The sequence below is a fragment of the Afipia sp. GW821-FHT14H12 genome (assembly GCF_058803465.1).
Map to the genome: position 1 here is coordinate 169,585 of NZ_JBXAOZ010000002.1, position 23,605 is coordinate 193,189.

A 23,605-nucleotide genomic window follows, 5' to 3' on the forward strand; every position below is an offset into this window, starting at 1 on the left:
GACACGGCCACGTCACTCATCGTCGATATCCGACCTGAACACCGCGACGGAGACCTCTCGTCCCTGCGAGATGTTGTAGCCCTCGATCCGCGTCACGATGGCGTAATGCAGCCCGATCGCCTCGGCGCGCTGCGCGAAGGCTTTCTCCTCGCGCCATTCCACCAATGCGAAGCGGCAGCTTCCCTGTTGCAGGAAGTCGGCGGCGCCTGTGCCGTTGGTCAGCAGGGTCCGCGTGCCGACCATGAAAACGAGACTCGGCTCCTGATAACCGGCGGCAGCGGCCAGCGGCCCTTTGCACTCGACGCTGCGCAGCGCCTTCGCGATCTGCACGCTTGGAAACAGCGGCGTCAGCGCGGGCAGCACGATGCCGAACACGCAGGCGCTCAGCGCGAGCGAGGAAGCCACCGAGTTGAGCACGGAGCGTTCCGCATGGGCCTCGTCATACATCCACCACGCGAACAGGCCGAACACCATGGCCGCGGCCGCGAACGGCCATGCGGCGAACACCGGTTGCTTCAGGACGGAGATTCCCAGAACGACGGCCGCGACCGAGGCCATGGCCGGAAACACGAACCACCATGCCGCGCCGCGCACGATCCAGGCCGAGCGCGACAGCGCATGACTTTGCAGCGCTCCGACGATCAGGATCGCGATCGCCGGGTACATCGGCAGCACATAATGCGGCAGCTTGGTGATGATGAGTTCAAACACGATCCAGGACGGCACCAGCCACGCCAGCAGGAACTGCGCACCCGGTTCCCGCCGGGCGCGCCATACCGCCGGCGCAGCCACGCCCGCAAGCGTCGAGCCCGGCCAGAACGTCACCCAGAACAGAACGAAGTAAAGGCCAGGCGGTGCGCCATGGGATTCCTGAGGCGACGCAACCTTGCTCAGCATGTCGCCGCCGACCGAGTTCACGAAAAAGCTGTCGCCGGATTTCAGATAGATCGCGACAAACCACGGTAGGATCAGGAACAGCATCCAGAGTACGCCGGGTACGGGATGCAGGCGCCGCAGCCACTGCACCGAACGGTCGAGAAAGCCGAGAGCTGCGATAGTGAGACCCGCGATCAGGAAAATCAGCGGTCCCTTGACCAACACGCTTGCGGCCATCGCGGTCCAGAAGATCGCGGGCAATGCCCACGCGCCCCGCTCGAATGCCTCGCCCCGCTGCCAGGACAGATAGATCCTCGCAAGCGCGCCCATCACCGCCGTGGTGGTGAAGAGCAATACCGCATCGGTTGTCGCAAGCCGTGCCTCGATGCCGAGCATCACCGAACTGCACATCAGGAGGCCCGCCAGCACGGCGCCCCGCCGCGTGACAAAAGCCAGAGCCGTCCAGTAGGTCAGAAGCACTGCGCCGATCGCGCCGAACAAGGAGGGAACGCGGTACAGCCAAATCCGGATTTCCGGCCGTGGCAGGCCGAGTTTCTCGGCGGTCTTCACCACGCCGGCCTGCAGCCAGTAGATTCCGACCGGTTTCTTGTAGCGGACCTCGTCCTGAAAGCGGATATCGACCGGATCGCCAGTTTCCGCCATCTGCTTGGAAGCCTGCGCGAAGCGGGCTTCGTCACGGTCGATCGGTCCGATGTGAAACAGGCCGGGCAGGAAAAACAGAAACCCGCAGACGATGAGGAACGCGACCGCACGGATGTGGCTGCCCGAGACGGCATCGAGCAAAGGTGTCAGCCCCCGGCCCTCGTTTTCCGGGGCTGGAGGCCGGCCAAATCCGCGGCGCTGCACCATATCGGTCATGAGTTTCGGATACGATGAAACCACTTAGCCGACAATCGGCTCGGCCCAGTGGCGTTGCACAAATGCCGCAAGTGTTGCCTTACGGTCCTCATCGCCGGTGCTGTCATCCCGTCATTTTAAGTGTCACTTCAAGATTTTGTTGTTCGCCAAGCCGCCTTTACTCCGATAACGGAAGCGGGCTTGCCGGTATCGTGAGCCGCCAGAACGGCGAACGCCGGGCTCGAACCGTGCAGCGTGAGAGTACAGAACATGGATAAGGGTACCCGGAAGCGGTTACGCCGCCTTGGCATTTTTGCCGTCGTCATCCTCGCCGGGCTTTATTTTGTGCCCTATTTGTTGGTGTTCTATCTGATCTGCGGAGCGCTCGATGTCGCCCGCCATCACAAGGTGACTTATGAGCTTGTCGAAAAATACTTCATGGGCAACGGCATCCTGACCTGGCTGCTGTCGCCGCTCAATCTGTTGATCGACCTCTTTTCCCGGAAGAATATCGGCGTCTTCAAGCTGCAGGATCTACCGCCGGAGCATCGCACCGAAATCGAGGCCTGCGTGGCAGCATTCCGCGTCAACGGCGATCTCGTGAAACAGCGGGTGGCGGAAACGCTCGGCACCAGCAAGCGCGGCATGCTCACCTTCCGCTGGTTCAACAAGCCCCAGCCCAGCCTGATCCGGATCCCGGAGCTCGAACGCGAGCATCGCTTCATCAAAACCGTCGCGATTTCGGTCTTCAATACCCGCGAGCGCACGTCCTGGCATTTCGGCCCTCTGCGCCTGACCTTCCGCGTGTTGTGCAACCTCGACCCGATCAACAGCCGCGACGTGTACATTCAGGCCGACGACAAGATTCATTACTGGGTCGATGATCCGCTGTTTATCTTCGACGACACCTTCTTCCATTGCTCCATCAATGATGTCGATCAGGTGCGGTATTGCCTCTTCATGGATATCGTGCGCCCGAACCGCGCACAGGGCATATTCGACCGCGCCGTCGACATTGCAGCCTTCATTTCCGGATCGCTGAAAACCATGTTCTACAAGAACTGGTCGTTCATCCGCTGATCGTGCAAACCACCGCATCATTGCCAGCGGGCTGGCAGTGAGGGCAGTCTTATTTAAGGTTTTACAAGAAGCGCGACCGATCTCTCTTTCGCATTGAAACCAATAGCTTTTTTTATTTTAGACAGCTGGCGATCCCGGCAGGATTCGAACCTGCAACCCGCGGAGTAGAAATCCGCTACTCTATCCAGTTGAGCTACGGGACCGTGCTGGTTTCATACCACCCGAGGACTGAACCGCCAGTAACCGCCACCCTGCTTTTGAACGATTTTTTGCCGGGAGCGGACGTATCCTCCCACCTCCTCTAACGCCAGGTTCGCTTCAAACCGATCCGGCGGAAACGGACACCCGTGCCGTCCGGCAGCCGGGTCGCTTCATAACCGCCGTCGCGAATGGCATTGCGTTGCGGCATCGCATCCTGCGGGTTGCGCTCCTTCTCCCACCAGCGGGCGCGCTGCGAGCTGCGCGACAGGGCAAAGCCGAGAATCGACTCGATCTCCTCGAAGGACAGGACCAGTTCCGCTTCCGTGCGCTCTTTCAGGTAGTCGCGCAGCGCGTCGTATTTGTCGGCCTCTATCACGTCGCTTCCGTCTGCTCGAAGGGCTTTCACATTGGTGCGCTGCCGCAAACATATGCTGCCACAGCACGTTACGAACCACTAGAACCATACCAATGGCTGAATCAAAAGAGCTTCGCGCCGTGAACCTTCCTGCTAGACTGCATGCAAAATAAGAAAGCGAAATAAAAGTTCAGGGAGAGAAACATGCTTACACGTCGCCACGCTCTTGCGTCAGGGATGTCCGCGGCCGGATGCGCCGCAGATCTGATCCGGGCCGGTTAGGCATCACCCCAGCTTCGATATTTGCGATTGCCCGATCTTGTCTTTGACAAGCGGCCAAGAGCTCACGTTATGCTGCCATAAAAACACAACACACCAAGGGAGGAATGTATGAAGTTCTACGCGATCCTGGCGGGCGTAGCCGCCATTGCAATTTCCGGCGCCTGTAATGCCGAGACCACCCTGAAAGCATCGCATCAGTTCCCGGGCGGCAAGCATGACGTTCGTGACGACATGGTGCAGATGATCGCCCAGGAAGCGAAAGACGCGAATGTGGGCCTGAACATTCAGGTCTATCCGGGCGCCTCGCTGTTCAAGCCAAAAGAACAGTGGAACGCGATGGTCAACGGCCAGCTCGACATCACCCTCCTTCCGCTCGACTACGCCAGCGGCAAGGTGCCGGTGTTCAGCGCAACTCTGATGCCTGGCCTGATCCGGAGTCAGGAGCGCGCAAAGCGCATCAACGACTCGCAGTTCATGAAGGATATCCGCGCCGAGATCGAGAAGCACAATGTCATCGTGCTATCGGACGCATGGTTCGCGGGCGGCCTCGCGGCGAAGGATGGCTGCATTACCAAGCCTGCCGACCTGAAGGGCTTGAAAGTCCGCGCAGCCGGCCCGACTTTCGCCGCCATGTGGCAGTCGGCGGGCGCGAGCATCGTGAGCCCGCCCTCGAACGAAATCTACAACGCATTCCAGACGGGCGTCATCAACGCCACCGATACGAGCCTCGGCAGCTTCGGCTCCATGCGTCTCTATGAAGTGGCGAAGTGCCTGACTGCTCCGGGCAATAACGCGCTCTGGTTCATGTACGAGCCGGTTCTGATGTCGAAGAAGAGCTTCGACAAGCTCGACAAGAAACAGCAGGACGTGATCATCGCAGCTGGCAAGAAGGCGCAAGCCTATTACGAAGGCAAGGCAGATGCGATGAACGAGGAGACGCTCAAAGCCTTCCGCGATCATAATTCCAAAGTCGTCACGCTGACCGATGAGGAATACAAGCTCTGGATCGACGAAGCGAAAAAAACGTCCTACGAAAAATTCGCAAAGAGTGTTCCCAACGGTCAAAAGCTGATCGACGAAGCGCTCGCGGTCAAGTAAGCCTCGCAAACGCACCGGCCGGCGATATTCGCCGGCCGGCATTGCATTGTCCTCTTCACACACTGCCTTCCGACTGGAATCTGGGGATGTTGGACTCATACATTCGAGCGGTGACATTCTTGTCACGCGTGACGGGCGTGATCGCGGCCCTCATGATCGGTGCGGCCGTTCTCGTCATCTGCGATCTTGTTGTCGAACGTTACGTTCTGAATCTCAACACGATCTGGCAGATCGACATGGTCACCTACCTGATCGTGGCGGCGACCTTTATTGGCAGCGGCTATGTGCTGTTGACCCGTGGGCATGTAAACGTCGATCTCGTGCCTTTGCATGTATCGCCGCGGACGCGTTACTGGCTTGCCGTATCCACCGGAAGTCTGGCTCTTGGTTTCGTCCTGATCCTGTTTGTTCTGACCACGATGTACTGGCATGAGGCCTGGGTGCAGGATTGGCATTCCGACACAGTCTGGCGTGCGCCTTTGTGGGCGCCTTACTTTGCGATGCCGATCGGCCTCGGCATCCTGCTGCTGCAATACATCGCCGACTTGCTGTCCGTTATAACTCACCGTTCGCCGCCGTTCGGCATGGCGGCGAAGGAAGATGCCGAAGACGTCGCGCGTGCTCTTGCCCGTGAAGCCTTGGGAGAGACGCCGTGAGTCCTGCAATCCAAGGTTCGCTGGTTCTCGTCACAACGATTCTGGTCCTGCTGTCGGGAATCCCGGTGGCATTCGGACTCGGGGCGATTGCCGTGGTGTTTCTTGTCGCCTTCCAAGGCTTCGACGCCCTGCATGTTGTCGCCGAAACCTACTGGTCCGGCCTCGACGAATTCACGCTCGTGGCTATTCCAATGTTCGTGATGATGGGCGCGGCAATCGGATCCTCTCCTGCGGGCAAGGATCTTTATGAAGCGCTCGATCGCTGGCTCTATCGTCTTCCGGGCGGCCTCGTCGTCTCCAACCTCGGCGCTTGCGCAATCTTCGCGGCGCTCACCGGCTCGTCGCCCGCCTGTTGCGCCGCGATCGGCAAGATGGGCATCCCGGAGATGCGCAAGCGTGGTTATCCGGATGAGGTCGCGACCGGCTCGATCTGCGCCGGTGGCACGCTTGGCATTCTGATCCCGCCCTCGGTCACCTTCATCCTGTATGGCATCGCTACCGAGACCTCGATCGGGCGACTGTTCATTGCCGGCATTGTTCCGGGCCTGATGCTGACCGGATTCTTCATGATCTGGACGATATTCGCGATCTGGCGCAAAGGCTTCAGATCACATGCCGCAGGCTTCCGTTATTCATGGAAGCAAAAATTCGAAGCCGTCCCGAAGATCTCGCCGTTTCTTTTCATCATCGCCGGCGTGATGTACGCGCTCTATGGCGGCATCGCGACCCCATCGGAAGCGGCGGGTGTCGGAGCGGCGATGTGTCTCGTTCTTGCGATCATGATCTACAGGCTTTGGACGCCAGCGCAAATCTGGCACATCCTGCGCGACACGATGCGCGAGTCGGTGATGATCCTCACGATCATCGCAGCGGCGGTTTTGTTCGGCTACATGCTGACATCGCTCTACCTCACACAGACGCTCGCGCAGGGCATCGCCGACATGCACGCCAACAAGTGGGTGTTGATGCTCCTCATCAACATCTTCCTGCTGGTCTGCGGATTCTTCATTCCGCCTGCCGCGATTATCTTGATGACGAGCCCGATCCTGTTGCCGATCATTACGGCAGCCGGGTTTGATCCGATCTGGTTCGGCGTCATTATGACGATCAACATGGAGATCGGCCTCATCCACCCGCCGGTCGGCCTCAATATCTACATCGTCAACGCGATCGCGCCGGACGTACCTCTCGCGAAGGTGATGTGGGGAACACTTCCCTATGTGCTCTGCATGTTCCTTGCAATCATCGTGCTCTGCATCTTCCCCGACATCGCCACTTGGTTGCCTACTTATCTGATGGGACCGGGGAAATAGCCCGTTAGCGGCGCGGCTCGCGCACGCGATACAACAAAAAACCGCGCGAGACAGGCTCGCGCGGTTTTTTTGTTTCCCGAAATTTATCCGAACTCAGTGCGTCCAGGGCTCGCTGCGGCGGAATGCGAAGTTGTCCGCGTAAGCGACCTGCCGGCGAACTGATTCCTTTGGCTCCTGCACCTGATAGGCGATCCCGTTGGCCTCGCAATACGCCACGGCTTCCTCGCGGGTATGGAAGTGCAGGGTCACCTGCTGCTTCATGTCGGCCGAGCTGGTCCAGCCCATCAGTGGTTCGACGACGCGCGGCTTTTCCGGCTCGTAATCGAGCTGCCATTCCTTGGTCTTGGCCTTGCCGGACTGCATGGCGTTCTTGGCGGGCTTGAAGATACGGGCTGTCATGTCACGAGGCCTTGAAGATCGAAAAATCACATGAGCTTGTTCATGGACGTGTTCCGCGAACGGCTCGGGCTCCTATATAACCGCACTCCGTTCGCGTAACAATCCGCGCCCTGCCTGTCCGGCCGGGGCGTTACCCGCCTCCACCTCGCCTCTGTCCGGCTCCGAGACGGAATATTTGATGAACCTCAAGGCAACCCTTTTAAAAGGCCGCGACCTGCGTCTCGACCTGTTCCGTGGTGTCGCCAACTGGGCGATTTTCCTCGACCACATCCCCAACAACGCCGTGAACTGGATCACGACGCGGAATTACGGATTCAGCGACGCGGCCGACCTGTTCGTTTTCATTTCGGGCTATACCGCCGCCTTCGTCTATGCACGGATGATGATCCAGCGCGGCTTCATCGTCGGCGTGACGCGGCTGCTCAAGCGGGTCTGGCAACTCTACGTCGCCCATGTCCTGTTGTTCGTGATCTATGTCGCCGCCATCGGCTGGGTGGCGCTGCGCTACAGCGACCCCCAGATCATCAACGAGTTCAACATCGCGGGGCTGGTGGACAGCCCGATTCAGACGATTTCCCAAGGCTTGCTGCTGCGCTTCAAGCCGCTCAACCTCGACGTGCTGCCGCTTTACATCGTGCTGATGGCTTGCTTCGGCCCGGTGCTGTGGCTGTTGCTGCGCAAGCCTAACCTTACCATGGCGGGCTCCCTCCTGCTCTATTTCGCGGCCCGGCATTTCGGCTGGAACCTGCCGGCCTACCCAGGCGGCGTCTGGTATTTCAATCCGTTCTGCTGGCAGGTGCTGTTCGTGCTCGGCGCATGGGTGGCGGTGGCTGGAATCCGCGAGGTGCGGGTCGCGATCCGCCTGCCGTTCCTGCTGTGGATGGCCGCGCTCTACCTGGTTTTTGCCTTCCTGATGACGCTGGCCGGCCGCTTCCCGGAATTCGGAGCGCTGTTTCCGACATGGCTCGTGGACACCTTCAATCCGAACGACAAGACCAATCTCGCGCCCTACCGCTTCCTGCATTTCATAGCGCTGGCTTTTCTCGTCACGCGCTTCGTGCGCAAGGACTGGCCGGGCCTGCAATGGAAGATCTTCGATCCGCTAATCAAATGCGGCCAGCAATCGTTGCAGGTGTTCTGCGTCGGCGTCTTTCTGTCCTTCGCCGGGCATTTCGTCCTGATGATGAGCTACGGCACGCTCTGGAGCCAGATCTGGGTCAGTCTCACCGGCCTCGCGATCATGACCGCCATCGCCTATTACGGAAACTGGTCGAAGCGGCAAGACAAGGCGCCCGCACCGCCGCCGGCCCCTCCAAAAAATTGATGGATGGATCACGCAGGGCTATAGGAATCCGGGCTGGGAGATATCCGATGCGAAGGCAATCGTCGCTGATGCGGGGTGGACTGAGCGGGCGGCCGTGGCTTGCGTGCCTGTTTTCGGCGGCTATCGCAGTCTGCCTGCCGCAATGGTCATACGCACAGAGCACCACGGTTCAGCGTACCGCCAAAGGTGCAAGCGGCAAGGACATCCGGATCGGCGTCTATATCAACGTGCTGGCGAATTGCAGCTCCGGCCCCCTGCCTGCGATTCAGATGGTCGTGCCTCCCGAAAATGGCTCGGCCACGGTCAAGCGCGCGAAAGTCTCCCTGACCAATTACAAGAATTGCATGGCGCTTGAGGTGCCCGCCTTCATTGGCATCTACCGTTCCAAGCCAAACTTCGCCGGCAGCGACCACTTGACCCTGAGCGTGTCCTATCCCAACGGCCGCACCGAAACGCAGCAGATCACCATCACAGTCGGCACGGGGCAGAATCGCGGCCGGGAAATTTAAGGAAAGAGTTGTCAGGACCGCGCTCTGCAACCGAATAGTTGTCGGCTGTTACCTCGAAACAACAATTTCGAGGCTTGTTCTGAGATTTATTTTCTTCTTCATATGATAATTATGTTATTTATTTCGTATAATTTCGAATTTCGTAGAATAATATTTCAAGAATGGTATGGGAGAAGAGAAAAATTTAATCTATGACGTGCGTTACCTTGGATAAAACATTGATATAGATAGATATATTCAAACATGGCGATTTTGCGCTGAACTTTCACAATCACGCCATTGTCTGGAATTTTGCCCCAAGTTAATGTCGCGTTACTGGGGACAGATTTTATGAAGTTTATTTTATCCGCATCATTGCTTGCGTTGTCGTTTGGCGTGTCTTCGGTTCAGGCCGAACCGTTTTCGATCAACGATGCGCTGAAACAAGCGATCCAGACCAATCCGGGAGTTGGTGAGGCGTCGGCCAATCGCCGTGCGACCGAAAGCGAGCTGCGGCAAACGCAAGGTACACTGCTGCCTCAGGTGCGTCTGGAAGCCAATGCGGGCCCCGAACGCTTCACCCAGAACATCGCCACTCCTCCTGCCGGCAGCGGCATGACGATGCATGGCCGGTACGCGTCCGTCGTTGTCCGCCAGTTGCTGTTCGATGGATTCACGTCGATCAATGAGGTTTGGCGTCAGACCGCGCGCGTGAATGCGTCCGCCTTCCGCGTCCGCGAGCGCACCGAGCTGATCGCACTCGATGCGGCAGAAGCCTATATCGACGTCGTCCGCTACACCCGCCTTGTCGAACTCGCACGCCAGAACGTCGCCAACCACGAGGCAATCTTCAATAACGTCGAGTCCCGCTACAAAGGCGGCCGCTCCGGCGAGGGCGATCTGCAGCAGGCGCTAGAACGCGTGGAAGCGGCGAAGGCCGCGCTGTCCGAATTCGAACGCAGCCTCGAGGATGCCCGTGCGAAATATCGCAAGGTCGTCGGTGTCGAGCCCTACAATCTGCGCTTCCCCAGCACGCTGAGGGGCATGCCGACCAGCAAGGATGCTTCGCTTGCGGTCGCAATCCATCACAATGCGACGCTTCAGGCCTCGCAGGCCGACACCGATGCAGCGCGCCATGCCTTCCATGCGACCGCTGGCTCGTTCGTGCCGACCGTCTCGCTTGAAGGCCGTGCCTCGCGCGGCATCGACTCCGACACCTATATCGGCCGCCGTGACGACGTATCCGGCAAGGTCGTGATGTCGTGGGATATCTTCCGCGGCGGCCAGGACACCTGGCGGCGCACTGAAATGGCGGAGCGCTACAACCAACAGAACATGGCCCACGCCAGGCTCCAGCGCGACGCGCTTGAATCGATCGACAAGGCGTGGTCCGCGCGCACGATCACCGTGAGCCGCATCGGCGCCCTCACGCGCCAGCTCGCCGCCGATCGCAAGGCGATCGACGCCTACCGTAAGGAATACGAACTCGGCCAGCGCTCGCTGATCGACCTTCTCAATGCCGAGAACCAGTATTTCAACGCGGCCGTCTCGCTGACCTCGGCGCGCGGTGTCATCGTGTTCGCCGATTATCAGTTGCTGGCCGCGATGGGCACCCTCCTCGATTATCTGAAGGCACCGCCGCCGGTCGAAGCCGCCCCGCTCGATCAAGTCGCGTTCGGACCGTTCCCGACCAAGATCGCGCCGTTCATATGGAACCTGCCGTCCACCGGCTCGAACCCGCTCAATGTCACGGGCACCCCTTCCGCGATTCCATATACCCCGGCTGCCGGCGCTATCGTGAATTCCGGGGACCGCTGGCAGGTCTGGTCTCCGACACCGACCATCCAGAACGGCCACAATCCGGCATGGCTTGAGCAGAGCCGTTCCCCGAAGCCGGTCGATCTGCGTTCCTCGAACCAGACCGCCGGTAATGGCAGCGCCCTGTCCTTTGCCGCAGCCGAGTTCACGGAAACCAGTTCCTCGGTGCCGGCCTGGTTCAATGCCGCAGTTCGGGGCGTTAAGACTAACCCCTAAAAGGCAGGTCCGGTTAACCCGCGCGGTCCGCTGAAAGGCTAAAAATAGCCTAAATATTAGTGCGGATCGGGTCGGATCACGGTCCGCAGGGCTCCGGGCTTTCCGGGCTCGAATCTTGAGGCCGGAATAACGGCGATCGATTATGATCGTCAGTCGCTGGCCGGAGGGTCGGCCAAAGGACCAGTACCGTGAATCTTCAGGCGCGTGCAGCGTTTCCTTCCGGGCAGCCGATCGGCTCGCCGTTGCCGGATGCCGCGCCTGTGGCGGATGCAAAGCCTGAACACGATTCCTTTTCCGACGCTCTCCTGTTCGTTGCTGCCCATCATGGCCGCGCCATCACGCGTGACGCGCTGTTGTCCGGTCTGCCGATCGAACACGATCAACTGACACCGAACCTGTTCTCACGCGCCGCCGCCCGTGCCGGGCTCGAGGTCGAAGCCACCAAGCGCGACCTTGCCGACATCCCATCGCTCGTCCTGCCTGCGGTTCTGATTTTTCATGATCGCAGCACGCGCATCCTGATGGCGACCGATGGCGAGACGATCGAGATCATCAATCCGTCGACCCGCAAACGCGAGAGACTCCTGATCCATGAAATGGAGCGGGATTATCTCGGTTACGCCTTCCTGCTGCGGCCCGTTGCCATGACCACGGATCGCGTCGCGGCCGCGGGTGGCATACCGGGCAAGCACTGGTTCTGGTCGGTGGTCCAACGCTTCGGCGCCAACTATCGCCACGTCGCCGTCGCCGCCCTGATTGTCAACATGCTGGCGCTCGCGGCGCCGCTGTTCGTGATGAACGTCTACGACCGCGTGGTGCCAAACGGGGCTATTCCCTCGCTGGTCGCGCTGGCGATTGGCCTTGGCCTGGCGATAGTGTTCGATTTCGTCCTGCGCACCGTGCGCGCCCGCATCATCGACGTCACCGGCAAGAAGATCGACGTGGTGCTGGCGGCCGAGATCTTCGAGCACATCCTCTCGATCAAGATGGCGCAGCGGCCGCAATCGGTCGGCATTCTCGCCAACCAGATGCGCGATTTCGATTCCGTGCGCGACTTCTTCACCTCCGGTACCGTGGTGTCGGCAACCGACCTTCTGTTCGCGCTGATCTTCATCATCGTCCTGTTCATCATCGCAGGCCCGCTCGCCTGGATTCCTTTAGCCATGCTGCCGATCATGATCCTGGTCGGCGTGATCCTGCAGCGCCCGCTCAACGACGCGGTCAACCGCCTGCAGGCCGAATCCAGCGCACGTCATGGCGTACTGGTCGAAAGCCTCTCCTATATCGAGACGGTTCGCGCGACCGGCGCAGAGGCCAAGATGCAGAACGCCTGGGAGCGTTCGGTTGCCGCGACCGCGCGTTCGGGCGAAGACGTGCACTTCTGGTCGACCTTGTCGCTGACCGCCGCGAGCACAGCGCAGCAGCTCACCAGCATGATGATGATCGTCGTCGGCGTGTTCCTCATTCTCGACGGCAAGCTGTCGATGGGCGCGCTGATCGCATCCAACATGCTGGCCGGGCGCGTCCTGTCGCCGATCGCCGGCATCGCCGCCGTCATCACCCGCGCGACACAGACAATCGTTGCGATGCGTTCGATCGACAAGCTGATGACGCTGGAACGGGAACGCCCGGTGGGACGCACCTACATCGCCCGCGAGGTGAAGGGCGAGTCCATCACCTTCGACAACGTCCACTTCAAATACCCCAATGCGTCCGTCAATGCGCTGGACGGCGTCACGTTCAAAATCAATCCGGGCGAACGCGTCGGCATTATCGGGCGGATCGGCTCGGGCAAGACCACGGTTGGCCGGCTGATCTCGGGTTTCTATCAGCCCGACGAAGGCCGCGTGCTGGTCGACGGCGTCGATCTGCGGCAGTTCGATCCTGCGGATCTGCGGCGCGGCGTCGGCTTCGTGCTGCAGGATACCGACCTGTTCTTCGGTAAGCTGCGCGACAACATTGCGCTCGGTTATCCAGCAGCGACCGATGCCGAAATTCTCGAGGCCGCCCGTCTTGCCGGTGTCGAGCAGTTCGCGGCTCATCATCCGCTCGGTTACGATCTGCCGATCGCGGAAGGCGGCCGCAGCCTGTCCGGCGGCCAGAAGCAGGCGATCGGTCTGGCGCGCGCGCTGATCCGCAAGCCGCAGGTGCTGTTCCTGGATGAGCCGACCGCGCATTTCGACACGCGCAGCGAGGCGGAATTCCTCGAGCGCTTGAAGGCCCTGAAGCAGAAGGAGATGACAATCATCGTCTCCACCCATCGCCTGTCGCTGCTCGCACTGGTCGATCGCCTTCTGGTGTTCGAACAGGGCAAACTCATCGCCGACGGCCCGCGCGATCTCGTGATCGCACGGCTACAGAACACGGCGACCGCGCAAGGCGCCAAACCCAATACCAGGCCCCAGACGGCTCCCCATGCGAAGCTCTGATTTCTCCTTCGCCAATGACGTACGGGCCGCTGCCGAGCTGAAAACGCCTCGCGCCTCGCTGATCCTGCTGGGCACGACCGTCGCCCTGATGGTCGTCGGCATCATCTGGGCGCACTTCGCCGTTCTCGATGAGGTCAAGCGCGGCAACGCCCGTGTCATCCCCTCGCGGCAATTGCAGGTGGTGCAAAGCCTGGAAGGCGGCATCGTTCAGGATATCCTGGTTCAGGAAGGCGATATCGTCAAACAGGGCCAGGTGTTGATGCGGATCGACGACACCAAGTTTTTGGCCGATCTTGGAGAGGTGCGCGAACGCCGCTTTGCCAACGCTGCGCGTGTTGCGCGCCTCGAAGCTGAAGTAAAAGGGCTGCCAAAACCGACATTTCCGGACAAGCTCGCAGAACGTGCGCCGCAAGCCGTGCAGACCGAACAGAATGTGTTCGACGCACGGGCCAGGAAACTCGCGCAGGATGTGGATGTGCTGACCCAACAGGCGACACGGTTGTCGGATTCGCTCAAACTCCTCAGCCGCGAAGTCCAACTGACGCAGAACCTTTACACACAGAAGGTCGTGCCCGAAATCGAGATGCTGCGCCTGCAGCGGCAGGAATCGGACATGCGCGGTCAACTCGCGGAAACGCAGGCCCGCATTTCTACCGCCAAGGCCACGTTCCGTTCGCAGGCCGAAGAAGATCTCGCAAAATCGCGTGCCGACCTCGCCGTGCTCGAGGAAACCACGAAGTCGGCGCAGGACCGCGTACGTCGCGCCGATCTGAAATCTCCGGTTAACGGCATCATCAACAAGCTCAACGTCACGACCGTCGGCGCCGTAGTGCAGCCCGGCGCCAATCTGATGGACATCGTCCCGCTCGATGACTCTCTGCTTGTCGAGGGCCGCATCCGTCCGCAGGACATCGCCTTCATTCGCCCGCAGCAGAATGCAGTGGTCAAGATCACCGCCTATGACTCATCGGTTTACGGTTCGCTGAAAGGCAAGGTCGAGCGCATCAGCGCCGACTCCATCGTCGACGACAAATCAGAGCAGCGTGGCGAGAAAGGCGAGAGCTTCTATCGTGTGATCGTCCGCACCGACAAGAACCACCTCGGCACAGCGGAGCACCCTCTTCCCATTATTCCCGGCATGGTGGCGACTGTGGAAGTGCAGACCGGCGAAAAGTCGGTGCTCGACTACATGATGAAGCCCGCCCGCATGCTGCGCGACGAGGCGTTGCGCGAGCATTGACGCGCCGGTCTATTTGGAGCGGCCCCGTATCGTTAATGTTTTATGGATTAGGTTTCATCAAATCCGAACATTTCCGAAAAGCCTCAATTGACCGCGCTTTCGACAATAGTTCCTCGGCTTAAGCGCATTTAACGCTCGCGAAGCCGCACGCCCCTAACACTGGTCCCGATAACAGACGGGACGAAGTACGGCGCGAAGACGCTGGCTGACGATCCCGCAATACGGGACGTCAACAATGTCGCCTGTCGCAAGGGTGTCCAAACCATTCGCCGCTGGCATTGCCATGCTGAGCAGCATGCTGGTGCTGGCTGGAACGGCCACGGAAGTCGCGGCGCGTGCACGCGGCAGCGTGCAGGCCAGCGACCATGTGCTGCGTTTCGATGACGCGCCGGTAGCACCGCCGCAGGCGAAGTTCTTCACCATTAACGGCGTGCTGGCCAAGCTCGATGCCACCAAGCGCGGGACTGCCGCGTCCGGCAACGATGTCGAACTGGCCTCCCTGACGCCGACCGGCATTGTAACCGATACGCCTTCCGTCCAGATCGCCCCGGCGAACGGGCCTGAGCCATTCGGGCTGTTCGCATTCCGCGCGCCGGAAGGTGCGCTGTGGCGCAAGTGGCGTGGGCTTGAAGCCGACATGGCGAAGGATACGGAAAGCCTGCACCGGTGCCAGAACGATGCGAGCAGCTGCTCGCCTGCGGCTGCACAGTTCGCGCGCTTCGTCGCCTCGGCAAAGGCGAAAAGCGGCCGCGCACAGCTCGAGGATATCAATCAGAACGTCAATCTCGCCATCCGCTACGTCAGCGACAGCATGCAGTATGGCGTCGCCGATCGCTGGAGTTCGGCGCTCTCCTCCTTCGCGACCGGCCAAGGCGACTGTGAGGATTATGCCATCGCCAAATATGCCGCGCTCAGCGAAGCCGGCTTTGCTGCGGAAGACCTGCGGCTTGTGCTGGTGCGCGACCGCGCCGTGCGCGAGGATCATGCGGTGCTCGCCGTGCACCACGAGGGCAAATGGCTGATCATGGACAACCGCAGCGCGCTGTTGCGCGAAGACAGCCAGATCTCGTCCTTCACGCCGCTGTTTGCGATCAACTATCGTGGCGTGCAACTGTTCGCGACGCCCTATGCCAAACGCGATGCGCTTGACGGCGAGACCGATGCCTTGCCCGCCGCCGATGCAATCGGCGCAGCCGAGTGGACCGGCGCAGAGGCCAGCGCCTCGCCCGCAGGCGGCGCCATCGGTGAGCTTCCGCTGCTGATGTGAGCAATTCAGGCAAGCAATAAAAAAGGGCGCCTCGCGGCGCCCTTTTTGCTTTCTCTGAAGTGCTTTTAAACGTGGTACGTCTGAACGCCCTGCGTGCTGTTCAGGATCATCTGGATGGCGTCGCTGCCAGACGTCAGATTTGCACCTGTATCGTGCAACACCGCTACGTTTGTCCACGTATTGCCACTCAAATTGACCTGGACGGTGACATCGCCGTTATCGGAATGGGGCGATCCTGCGCTCGCAAGCGAGCTTTGTCCGTCGTCGTATTGGAACCGAACGTGGCTCGCCGCCTGAGACGCGCTATAGCCAGACAACAGAGCCGACAGATCAAGCGTGTCGTGATCGCCGCTACCCGTACCAGTCTGGAAGTCCAGAATGGTATCGACGCTGCCGGATGCCAGATCGCCGGATTGCCACTTGAAAATATCGGATCCGTCACCGCCATACAGTTGGTCGTTGCCTGTCCCGCCGGTCAGGGTGTCGCTGCCATGACTGCCGATCAGATAATCGTCACCACCATTGCCGTTCAGCGTTGCGCCGTCGGTAGTGGTGACTGAGGGTGCCGGTTGCGTGGAATTCAGCGTCTGATCCGAACCAATATCACCGCTGGTGTCGTTCGACGCCGTCGATGTCGCCGACGTAATCGAAAGAGCCGAGGTGGAGTAGATGTGGAATGTATTGTTAGTAGTATCGTACCAACTGTCAGTGGTCACGCTCGCGATGCTGCTCTCGATCTTGCCCAGGAGATCGTTCGCCGTGTTATCGAAACGGCTATTATCTGAAAATCCTCCGTGGGTTCCGTCGCTGGAATAAGTCACGCCATCGATCACAAGCTTGATCGTCTCAGTGCTGCTATTGCTGAATCCGCTAATGTTGTCCTTAAAATCAATCGCGTAGGTGTGAATCTGGGCAACGTTGTTTATCCCTGACGTCACCGTGAAATCCGCGTCCGGCGCGCCGGTCAGCGTCACAGCGTTGCTGGTCAGGTTGTTCGCCCATGAGACGCCATCAGCATCGAGGCTATGGGCCAGCGTCACGCCATTCACGCTCACGCTCTTCAGCGCGTCATAGACCTGCTCGGCTGAAGTATGACCGGATTCCACAGTGTAGCTGTAGGTGTGGCCGTCGACGGTAAGTGAAACCACGTCACCAACATCGTATCCGCCGCTATTAAATCCGATCGTCGTCTGCTGAATGGCGGCCGCGACGATGATGTCATCGTTGTTGGTGCCATCAATTGCGCCGCTCGTATCCTGTCTGTAGGTCACCGGATCGCTTGTGATCGGGTTAAAGCCATCGCTCACCGTGAAGGTGAACGTATCGGGCGGCGAGTTGGACGTGTCGTTGTCGTCGATCGTGATCGCCGATCCGCTGTGCGAGAGGTTGGTAAACACAGACCCGCTCGCATCGGTAATCGTCAGCGTATTGCCATCCGCGTCCGACGCATAATGCAGGAACGCAGCGTCCGTGACCGTGAACAGGTTGGCTCCGTAATTCGACACGACCGAGAGATTATCGGCGTCGATCGTCGGCGCATGATCATTATCCACGATCGTCGCCGTGCCGGTGCTGGACGTGTTGGTGGTGTTGCCCGACGTAACGGTCGCGGTCAGCGTGAAGTTCTCGTTGGATTCCACCAAGGAGTCGTTGGTGGTTCCAACGCTGACTTCAACGCTCGTCGTGCCTGTCGGAATATGAATGACACCACCTGCCCCGACGGCCACAAATCCATTGCCGTCATTGTAGTTGACGAAAAGATGATTGGCATTCGTATCGTAATCGGTATTTCCCGCGGTGCCGTTGGTCAGCAACAGCGTCACATCAACAGGTCCGCTCGCCGCATGGGACAGGTTGATGGTGAAAATCTCGGAGCTGCCTTCGGTTGCGGAGGTATCCGAAACAGTCAGCGACGGCGGCGGTGGCACGATATTGATATCGATCTCGCCCGTAGCGGTGTCGCCATCACCATCCACCACCGTATAGCCGATAACCTCGGTGTGGCCGGTCGTCGTATTCGCGGCCGAGAAGCTGTAATCGCCGGTCGCGAAGTTGAAGCTCAGATGCCCATATTCGGTATCGACACTGAGAGTGCTGTTGCCCTGCTGGTCGAAGCTGTTGCCGCCAACAATGGTGTTGGTTGCGGCGTTGTATGTGAACGTCACCGGACCATCGGCCGCCGTCGTCACCGTGATCGACTGGATGCCGCCGCCATTGCCGGGGCCGTCAGCGCCGAAGTCAGCATAGATGATGCTGGAATCGACGTTGTGCAGGATGTTGCCCGTCACATTGCCGCCGCTGGCACTCGCCGTGAGTTGATCGGCGAGTGAATCAAAGCCCGTAACGTCGTGATAGTCGGTGTGACCGTCAACGTCGATCTGCTCCAGCTTGAGCTGGTTGTTGTTGCTGTTGATCGCGTCGCCCACGCCGAAGACTTCGACGTGGATGTGGTTATCCGTGACGTACGACTGCCAGGCCGCCGCCGTGCTGTCACTCAGGGATGCACCACCCGTACCCAGATCCTCGTTCGGCGCACCGTCGCTGACGAAGAACACCTGGCTGTTCGGCTGCGTCGGATCAAAACTGGAATGGTTCATCAGTTGATTGACGCCATCCGTGTAGTCCGTGCCACGGATGTCATTCCCCCTGACGACAGCCGCCATCGCGTTGTCGAACGCGCTCTGGGTCGTGAACGTGCCAACCGTGTGAGCGCCTTCGGCAAAGTCAACAACCGTCACCGCGCCCTGACCGCCGTTCGCAAACAGCTTGTCGCCAGCTTCCTTGACGGCCGCGAGCATGGTGGTGAAATCGCTGTTGCTGATGCTCTGCGAGAAATCGAGCACGAACGCGACATTGAAGTGCCCGGCAGCGTCACCGGCCTGAACGGTAGCCGTCTGAAGCGCGGGGGAACTCGGGATGTCATCCTTGATATCGATGTCCAGCGTAGCATTGCCGGTCGCGCCGCTGCCATCGGTCACCGTCAGCGTGAAGGTGTCGCCGTCGGTGATAATGTCGGCGCCGTTGTTCGCTGTCGTCTCGTCAACCGGCTTGGTCAGCGTGTAGGTGTAATCGGCGTCTCCGGTGCTCGAATCGTAGTTGGTGATGGTCAGCGTGCCGTGCGCGTTGCCGCTGGTGAAGTCGAACGTGTGGCCAGTGCTGCCGGTGATGTCTGCAATATTCACCTGCTGGGACGACCCGCCCAGAGTCACCGTCAACGACTGAATGGTAGAGGTGCCGTCCGCGTCGAACAGATGAATCGTGCCGTGCGTGGTCTCGCTGTCCGCGTTTGCGTCCGAGCCGATGACCGGCAACCCGGCCTCGTTCACGAGGTTATGGGCGTCGAGCGGGTTGGTCGGGTCCGTCGGGTGCACATCGATTGTCGGCGGCGTGTTGTTCTGGGCCGTGACAGTGAAATCGCCGCCGACGGCATCGCCGTCGCCATCGGTCAGCGCGACGTGGAATCCAAGATCGCTCGTCGGCGAAGTCGTGGTGGTGTCGACATCAGCGCCATCAAGCACAATCTTGAAGCCGCCATTGGGTGTGCCCGCGTTGCCGGTGAAGTCGACGGAATCGATTGTGGCACCGGTTGGCGCGGTGAGCGTCAGAGTGCCGTCCTTCGTGGCCGCATAGCCAGAAACAGTGTCAGAGGTGCCGTCGGAGTAATGCACGACATAATCGACGCTGCCGTCTTTATGGAAGCTGTAGGTGACGCTGCTCGTCGCCGTGCCGGTATCGGATTGCTTGAAATCGAAGTGCAGGTGGTCGGCACCCGTGAAAGTATCGCTGCCGATGCCCCAGCCTGTGCTCGAGCCATTGACGCTCCCGGAGCCGGTCACCTTCGCGATCGTGCCACCGCTATATGTCACGTCCACTTCGCCATTCGGCGCATTCGGATAACTAAAATTAGAATTGCCGATAAAGTCGGTGGTCGTGTGTGCGTTGTCGAATTCCTGAATCTGCTGATACGAATACCCTTGATCGTTGGCATTAAGCGTCAGCACAAACACTTGATGGCTCGGATCAGGCTGATCGCTGCCTGACGGTGCGCTGCCGGTATAGCCGATCAGGGTGTGCCCGTCGGCGCTGACCCAGTAATGCACGGCCTGCCCGCCCGATGTCAGGTTGGCCGGCGGTGTACCGGAAAGAACTCCCGTGCCCACGCCGTCCGCGCCAGCGCTGAACGCGATCGTGCCGGTATGGATGGCGTTATCGCTGACCGTGATCGACTCGATGGCACCGAGCGTCGGCGTGTCGTCATTCACGGAAATCAGGAAGCTGCCCGGAGCAGCATCGCTATCGCCGTCCGTCACCTGGTAGTTGACGGTGAACTGGACGTTGTCCTCGGTCGTGCTGTGCGTCGGCTGGAAGATCGGGTTCAGTTCGGTGACGGTGTAATTGCCAGAGGTGGAATCGGTCAGCGAGACCTGGACAACCGCAACCGTATGGCCGTTCTGCTCCTGATAGATCGTCAGGGTCTTGCCGCCGTTAGTGACGACCTGTGTAAAGCCCTCGTTTGCCGGCAGGGTCGCACTTTGCAGCAGGACCGAACCCGCACCATCGGCACCAAATGTGTGCGCAAGCGTGCCCGTGGTGTTTGAGGCTGGGACGTCACCCGTGCCACCCGCATTCTGAGTGGCATAGGTATGGACAGCGGTTTCGTCGTCGAGCTTGACGGTATTATTGGAGCCGGCAGACGGCATCGTGTCCTGGAAGTGGAGGTTGGCTCCAATGTTAATGGTCTTGCTTCCGCTCCCTCCATCGCCATCGCCGTCCGTCACGTTTGCCGACGCCGTCAACTGAATGAGGCTGTCAGCGAGCGAGGCCAGGTCGCCGGACCCATGGTTGATCGCCGCGTACTGCGTCAGCGTCACGGTGCCGTTGCCGTCAACCGATATCGAGAACACAACAGAGCTGTCGATGCTGTGCGGCGCCTGCGAGCCGGTGTAGCCGACGATCGTTCCGTCGGACAGTTCGGCCAGATAGATCTTGCCCCCAACTATGGCCGTCAGACCGGAGTTCACATGGTTTCCGAAACCATTGATATTCAGGCTGTAGCTCCAGGCCGGGCCCGAGCCCTCACCGTCCGCGCCATAAGTCGGCGTTGCCGTGAACAGTGAGCCAAAGAGAGCCGTCGAGGAATCGCTGCCGCCCAAAATGTCATAGGTCGTGATCACCACATTCGCATCCGAGACCGCGGCAACCGATACGCTCGGACCATCGTCGTAGAACAGAATATGGCTGCCGATGTTGGTCGTATCGGAGGCGGTGTCACCATCGCCATCGGTGACGATGACTTTCGCCTGAATCGCGCCGTCGGCAAGTGAAACTGTTTCGTTGTTCTTGCTGGTGTCGAATTCCTTCAGCGACAGATACTGCGCGATGTCGATATCACCATCCGACTCGATCGCGATGGCGAAGGCGATGGTGCCATTGGCATTGGCGTCGTTGTGGGCTGGATCAGTGCCGCCAACGCGGCCCACGATCAGGCCCGTCGCAGCGTCTTCATACAGATAGATGTTATGCCCATCGGTGGTCTGAACGCCCGAATACACACCAGTCGAGGGAACCTGTAGCGAGTAGGCAATGGACGACACGCCGTCGGCACCGCCGGCGATGTTGGGGATGACAAGCGGCCCCGCCCCGTGCGCGTAGGCAATCGCGGGCGAACCCGCCACCGCATGCGCAATATCGGTATCGTTGCCGAGGTCGGTCCCGGCATGGGTAGCTTCAAACGTCGCGAAAATATTGCGGACCGAACTGGAGGTCGTGTCGTTCGGCGGCAAGCCAAGGAATCCATCCTGCGAACCTGCGGATTCATCGATTCCGACATAGACAATAGGATTGGTCGACAATGAAACATGCGGGACGTCGTCGATGACCTTCACGTTGAACGCACCGTCAAGCGTGACGTGGTCGCCGTCGCCATCGGTGGCCTGAATGATCTGCCCGAAGTCGATGGAATCGACCTGAGTATTCTGCCCGTGTTCCTGGAGCGTTGTATTTTCGTCAGCAGTATTGGCCGGGGGCGTGTCGTGATCGATTGCATCGAACAACTGGACAATATAGCTGCCGTTCGACGACAAATGCAGATCCAGAACGACGTGGGTGTTGAAACCCGAACCAGTGGTCGCGATGAGATCGCCGGTCAGATTGCTGATGCTGAAAGTGAGTGCTTCGCCGTGCGACGTCAGGCCGAGGGCGTTGAGCGACGCCAGCGCGCTGGTCCGTTCAGCGCCGGTGACGAACGAGAAGCTGCCCTTGCCGTCCGCGCCGAAGTTCACCAGACCTGACAGCGAGCCTGTCGTGTACGCAGCGCCCAACAGGTCTGTGCCGCCAAAGAAATCCGGGCTGCTGCCATGTGTCAGCAGGTCGTGAATATTGTCTTCATCGACAGTCGCGGTCGTGGAAGCATTTGCCAACAGCACAGGGCCGTCGTCCTGGAAAGTCACGCTGCTGCCAAGGTCCAGCGTCTTCGAGGTGACATCGCCGTCCCCGTCGGTCGCCGTGACCGTCAGGGTCACCAGATTGCTGTCCAGGCTGATGCCTTCGTTGTTGTTGCTCGTATCAAGCTCGTGAACCGCACGATCCTGCGTGAGCGTCGCGCTGCCGCTTGCTGCATCGACAGACAGCGTGAAGACGAGGTAGCTCGAGTCACCCACGTGACCCGTCACATAACCGGAGATGGTATTGCCGCTCTCCGTCAGCACCACGGCTTGGCCGGTCGCGGTATCGATGAGATTGGATGAACCGGACACAAGGGTCAGCGCGTAACTGACCGTTCCGCCGTCGGCGCCCTCCACCACTGTGAACGCGGAAGAAAAATCCGCCGTATCGACGGTGTGGCCGAGACCCGGGCCCGGAGTGGTGCCATTCGGCAGGAAGCTTTCATCCACCGTCAGCGTCGGCACGCTCTGGCTCACCGTGATCGACGGCACGTCGTCCTTGATATCGACAAGGAGCGTCGCGGGATTCGACGCGATATTGCTGTTGTCCGTCACCACGATCGTGAACGAGTCACCGTTCGCGACCGTATCGGTCCCGTTGTTCTGAGCGGGGCTCTCGGTGACGGAGGTGTTGAGCGTGTAGGTGTAGTGGCCGATGCCGGTGGTGGGGTCATAGTCCGTGATCACCAGCGTGCCGTGGCCATTGGAGCCGACGATCGGCGTCGCCGTCGTCGCTGTGACCAGATCGGCGATCGCGATCACCGTGCCATTGATGGTCAGGCTCTTGATGTCGGCAAGGCCGTCCACATCGCTCAGCGCGAACGTGCCGTGAGCGACGGCGCTGCCATTGCCTGCCGCGGTGCCGCCCGGTTGCCCGATATGCGCAACGATGCCCGCTTCGTCCACGATGTTGTGGCCGTTCAAATCAACGTCCGCAGGCGTCAGCGTGATATCCGGCGCGGTATCGATGAAGTTGGATTGCGGGCCGAGTGGAAGGTTGACCTGGAAATTACCCAGTTCCTCCGGCCCAAGCAGCGGCAACGGATTGCCGATCGCGAGCGGATCGACCGTCGGATTGTGGAAGTCGGCGCCGCTCGCGGGGCTGCCGACTCCGCCCGCCGCCGGAAGCACGGACTGGTCTTCGGTGATCGGAAACAGCGAAGCGAACTGATCGCCCGTGACATCGTGCCCCGCGCCGAGATTGACATCGAGATTGGCGAGCGGCTTGCCGGTTGAATCGAAGAACGGCTCGATCGTCACCG

15 protein-coding genes and 1 tRNA gene are annotated in these 23,605 nt (G+C 60.0%); 11 read left to right on the plus strand and 5 right to left on the minus strand.

Translation table 11 applies throughout. The annotated features are described in order from the left end of the window. Positions 1-12 precede the first annotated feature (12 nt). A complete protein-coding gene (locus AC1RNA_RS12415) occupies positions 13-1,755 on the minus strand; it encodes an ArnT family glycosyltransferase (protein ID WP_492951309.1) in 1,743 nt (580 codons plus the stop codon). Positions 1,756-2,004: 249 nt separating this feature from the next. On the opposite strand from AC1RNA_RS12415, the gene AC1RNA_RS12420 reads away from it, so the two are divergent. Further along, complete coding sequence (locus AC1RNA_RS12420) at positions 2,005-2,814, plus strand: aspartyl/asparaginyl beta-hydroxylase domain-containing protein (protein ID WP_492951310.1); 810 nt, start codon at positions 2,005-2,007, stop codon at positions 2,812-2,814. A gap of 126 nt (positions 2,815-2,940) precedes the next feature. Here the strand turns inward: AC1RNA_RS12420 and AC1RNA_RS12425 are convergent. After that, positions 2,941-3,017 (minus strand) — tRNA-Arg (locus AC1RNA_RS12425). Positions 3,018-3,115: 98 nt separating this feature from the next. Then, positions 3,116-3,391: a DUF7662 domain-containing protein gene (locus AC1RNA_RS12430; RefSeq protein WP_275248677.1), complete on the minus strand. Its 276-nt coding sequence runs from the start codon at positions 3,389-3,391 to the stop codon at positions 3,116-3,118. Between the two features lie 369 nt (positions 3,392-3,760). Between AC1RNA_RS12430 and dctP the strand changes: the two genes are divergently transcribed. The 3 genes from dctP (at position 3,761) to AC1RNA_RS12445 (ending at position 6,719) form a co-directional block, all read left to right on the plus strand. After that, positions 3,761-4,750 carry a TRAP transporter substrate-binding protein DctP gene (gene dctP / locus AC1RNA_RS12435; RefSeq protein ID WP_492951311.1) on the plus strand — a complete coding sequence of 330 codons (990 nt, stop codon included), beginning with the start codon at positions 3,761-3,763 and terminating at the stop codon, positions 4,748-4,750. Positions 4,751-4,878: 128 nt separating this feature from the next. Then, positions 4,879-5,406, plus strand: coding sequence for a TRAP transporter small permease subunit (locus AC1RNA_RS12440; RefSeq protein ID WP_492951550.1), 528 nt, complete (start codon positions 4,879-4,881; stop codon positions 5,404-5,406). Continuing rightward, complete coding sequence (locus tag AC1RNA_RS12445; protein ID WP_009339413.1) at positions 5,403-6,719, plus strand: TRAP transporter large permease; 1,317 nt, start codon at positions 5,403-5,405, stop codon at positions 6,717-6,719. Before AC1RNA_RS12440 ends, AC1RNA_RS12445 begins: the two co-directional genes overlap by 4 nt. A 93-nt stretch (positions 6,720-6,812) precedes the next feature. Here AC1RNA_RS12445 and AC1RNA_RS12450 read toward each other — a convergent pair whose 3' ends face one another. Next, positions 6,813-7,118, minus strand: a complete 306-nt coding sequence (locus AC1RNA_RS12450) for an ETC complex I subunit (RefSeq protein WP_009339412.1) — start codon at positions 7,116-7,118, stop codon at positions 6,813-6,815. 178 nt (positions 7,119-7,296) lie between these two features. On the opposite strand from AC1RNA_RS12450, the gene AC1RNA_RS12455 reads away from it, so the two are divergent. The 6 genes from AC1RNA_RS12455 (at position 7,297) to AC1RNA_RS12480 (ending at position 15,900) form a co-directional block, all read left to right on the plus strand. Beyond that, positions 7,297-8,442 carry an OpgC domain-containing protein gene (locus AC1RNA_RS12455; protein WP_492951312.1) on the plus strand — a complete coding sequence of 382 codons (1,146 nt, stop codon included), beginning with the start codon at positions 7,297-7,299 and terminating at the stop codon, positions 8,440-8,442. 47 nt (positions 8,443-8,489) lie between these two features. Beyond that, complete coding sequence (locus AC1RNA_RS12460) at positions 8,490-8,951, plus strand: hypothetical protein (protein WP_009339410.1); 462 nt, start codon at positions 8,490-8,492, stop codon at positions 8,949-8,951. A gap of 330 nt (positions 8,952-9,281) precedes the next feature. Next, the gene (locus AC1RNA_RS12465) at positions 9,282-10,964 is read left to right on the plus strand and encodes a TolC family outer membrane protein (protein ID WP_492951313.1); all 1,683 of its coding nucleotides are present in this window, start codon (positions 9,282-9,284) and stop codon (positions 10,962-10,964) included. Between the two features lie 188 nt (positions 10,965-11,152). Then, the gene (locus tag AC1RNA_RS12470) at positions 11,153-13,393 is read left to right on the plus strand and encodes a type I secretion system permease/ATPase (RefSeq protein WP_492951314.1); all 2,241 of its coding nucleotides are present in this window, start codon (positions 11,153-11,155) and stop codon (positions 13,391-13,393) included. Then, on the plus strand, positions 13,380-14,633 hold the full coding sequence (locus tag AC1RNA_RS12475) for an HlyD family type I secretion periplasmic adaptor subunit (protein WP_492951315.1): 1,254 nt from the start codon (positions 13,380-13,382) through the stop codon (positions 14,631-14,633). The genes AC1RNA_RS12470 and AC1RNA_RS12475 overlap by 14 nt, the downstream gene beginning before the upstream one ends. A 235-nt stretch (positions 14,634-14,868) precedes the next feature. Further along, positions 14,869-15,900 carry a transglutaminase-like cysteine peptidase gene (locus tag AC1RNA_RS12480; protein WP_492951316.1) on the plus strand — a complete coding sequence of 344 codons (1,032 nt, stop codon included), beginning with the start codon at positions 14,869-14,871 and terminating at the stop codon, positions 15,898-15,900. A 65-nt stretch (positions 15,901-15,965) separates the two neighbouring features. Here the strand turns inward: AC1RNA_RS12480 and AC1RNA_RS12485 are convergent, their stop codons facing one another. Then, positions 15,966-23,249 carry a DUF5801 repeats-in-toxin domain-containing protein gene (locus AC1RNA_RS12485; RefSeq protein WP_492951317.1) on the minus strand — a complete coding sequence of 2,428 codons (7,284 nt, stop codon included), beginning with the start codon at positions 23,247-23,249 and terminating at the stop codon, positions 15,966-15,968. On the opposite strand from AC1RNA_RS12485, the gene AC1RNA_RS12490 reads away from it, so the two are divergent. Beyond that, positions 23,223-23,579, plus strand: coding sequence for a hypothetical protein (locus AC1RNA_RS12490; protein WP_492951318.1), 357 nt, complete (start codon positions 23,223-23,225; stop codon positions 23,577-23,579). The two genes, AC1RNA_RS12485 and AC1RNA_RS12490, sit on opposite strands and share 27 nt — an antisense overlap. The last annotated feature ends 26 nt before the right edge of the window (positions 23,580-23,605 follow it).

What these genes read in the sequence shown, in the direction of transcription:
- AC1RNA_RS12490 (WP_492951318.1), top strand. Translation starts at nt 23,223, where the DNA reads ATGCGCAACGATGCCCGCTTCGTCCACGATGTTGTGGCCGTTCAAATC.
- AC1RNA_RS12465 (WP_492951313.1), top strand. Translation starts at nt 9,282, where the DNA reads ATGAAGTTTATTTTATCCGCATCATTGCTTGCGTTGTCGTTTGGCGTG.
- AC1RNA_RS12460 (WP_009339410.1), top strand. Translation starts at nt 8,490, where the DNA reads ATGCGAAGGCAATCGTCGCTGATGCGGGGTGGACTGAGCGGGCGGCCG.
- AC1RNA_RS12455 (WP_492951312.1), top strand. Translation starts at nt 7,297, where the DNA reads ATGAACCTCAAGGCAACCCTTTTAAAAGGCCGCGACCTGCGTCTCGAC.
- AC1RNA_RS12420 (WP_492951310.1), top strand. Translation starts at nt 2,005, where the DNA reads ATGGATAAGGGTACCCGGAAGCGGTTACGCCGCCTTGGCATTTTTGCC.
- dctP (WP_492951311.1), top strand. Translation starts at nt 3,761, where the DNA reads ATGAAGTTCTACGCGATCCTGGCGGGCGTAGCCGCCATTGCAATTTCC.
- AC1RNA_RS12415 (WP_492951309.1), bottom strand. Translation starts at nt 1,755, where the DNA reads ATGACCGATATGGTGCAGCGCCGCGGATTTGGCCGGCCTCCAGCCCCG.
- AC1RNA_RS12480 (WP_492951316.1), top strand. Translation starts at nt 14,869, where the DNA reads ATGTCGCCTGTCGCAAGGGTGTCCAAACCATTCGCCGCTGGCATTGCC.
- AC1RNA_RS12475 (WP_492951315.1), top strand. Translation starts at nt 13,380, where the DNA reads ATGCGAAGCTCTGATTTCTCCTTCGCCAATGACGTACGGGCCGCTGCC.
- AC1RNA_RS12450 (WP_009339412.1), bottom strand. Translation starts at nt 7,118, where the DNA reads ATGACAGCCCGTATCTTCAAGCCCGCCAAGAACGCCATGCAGTCCGGC.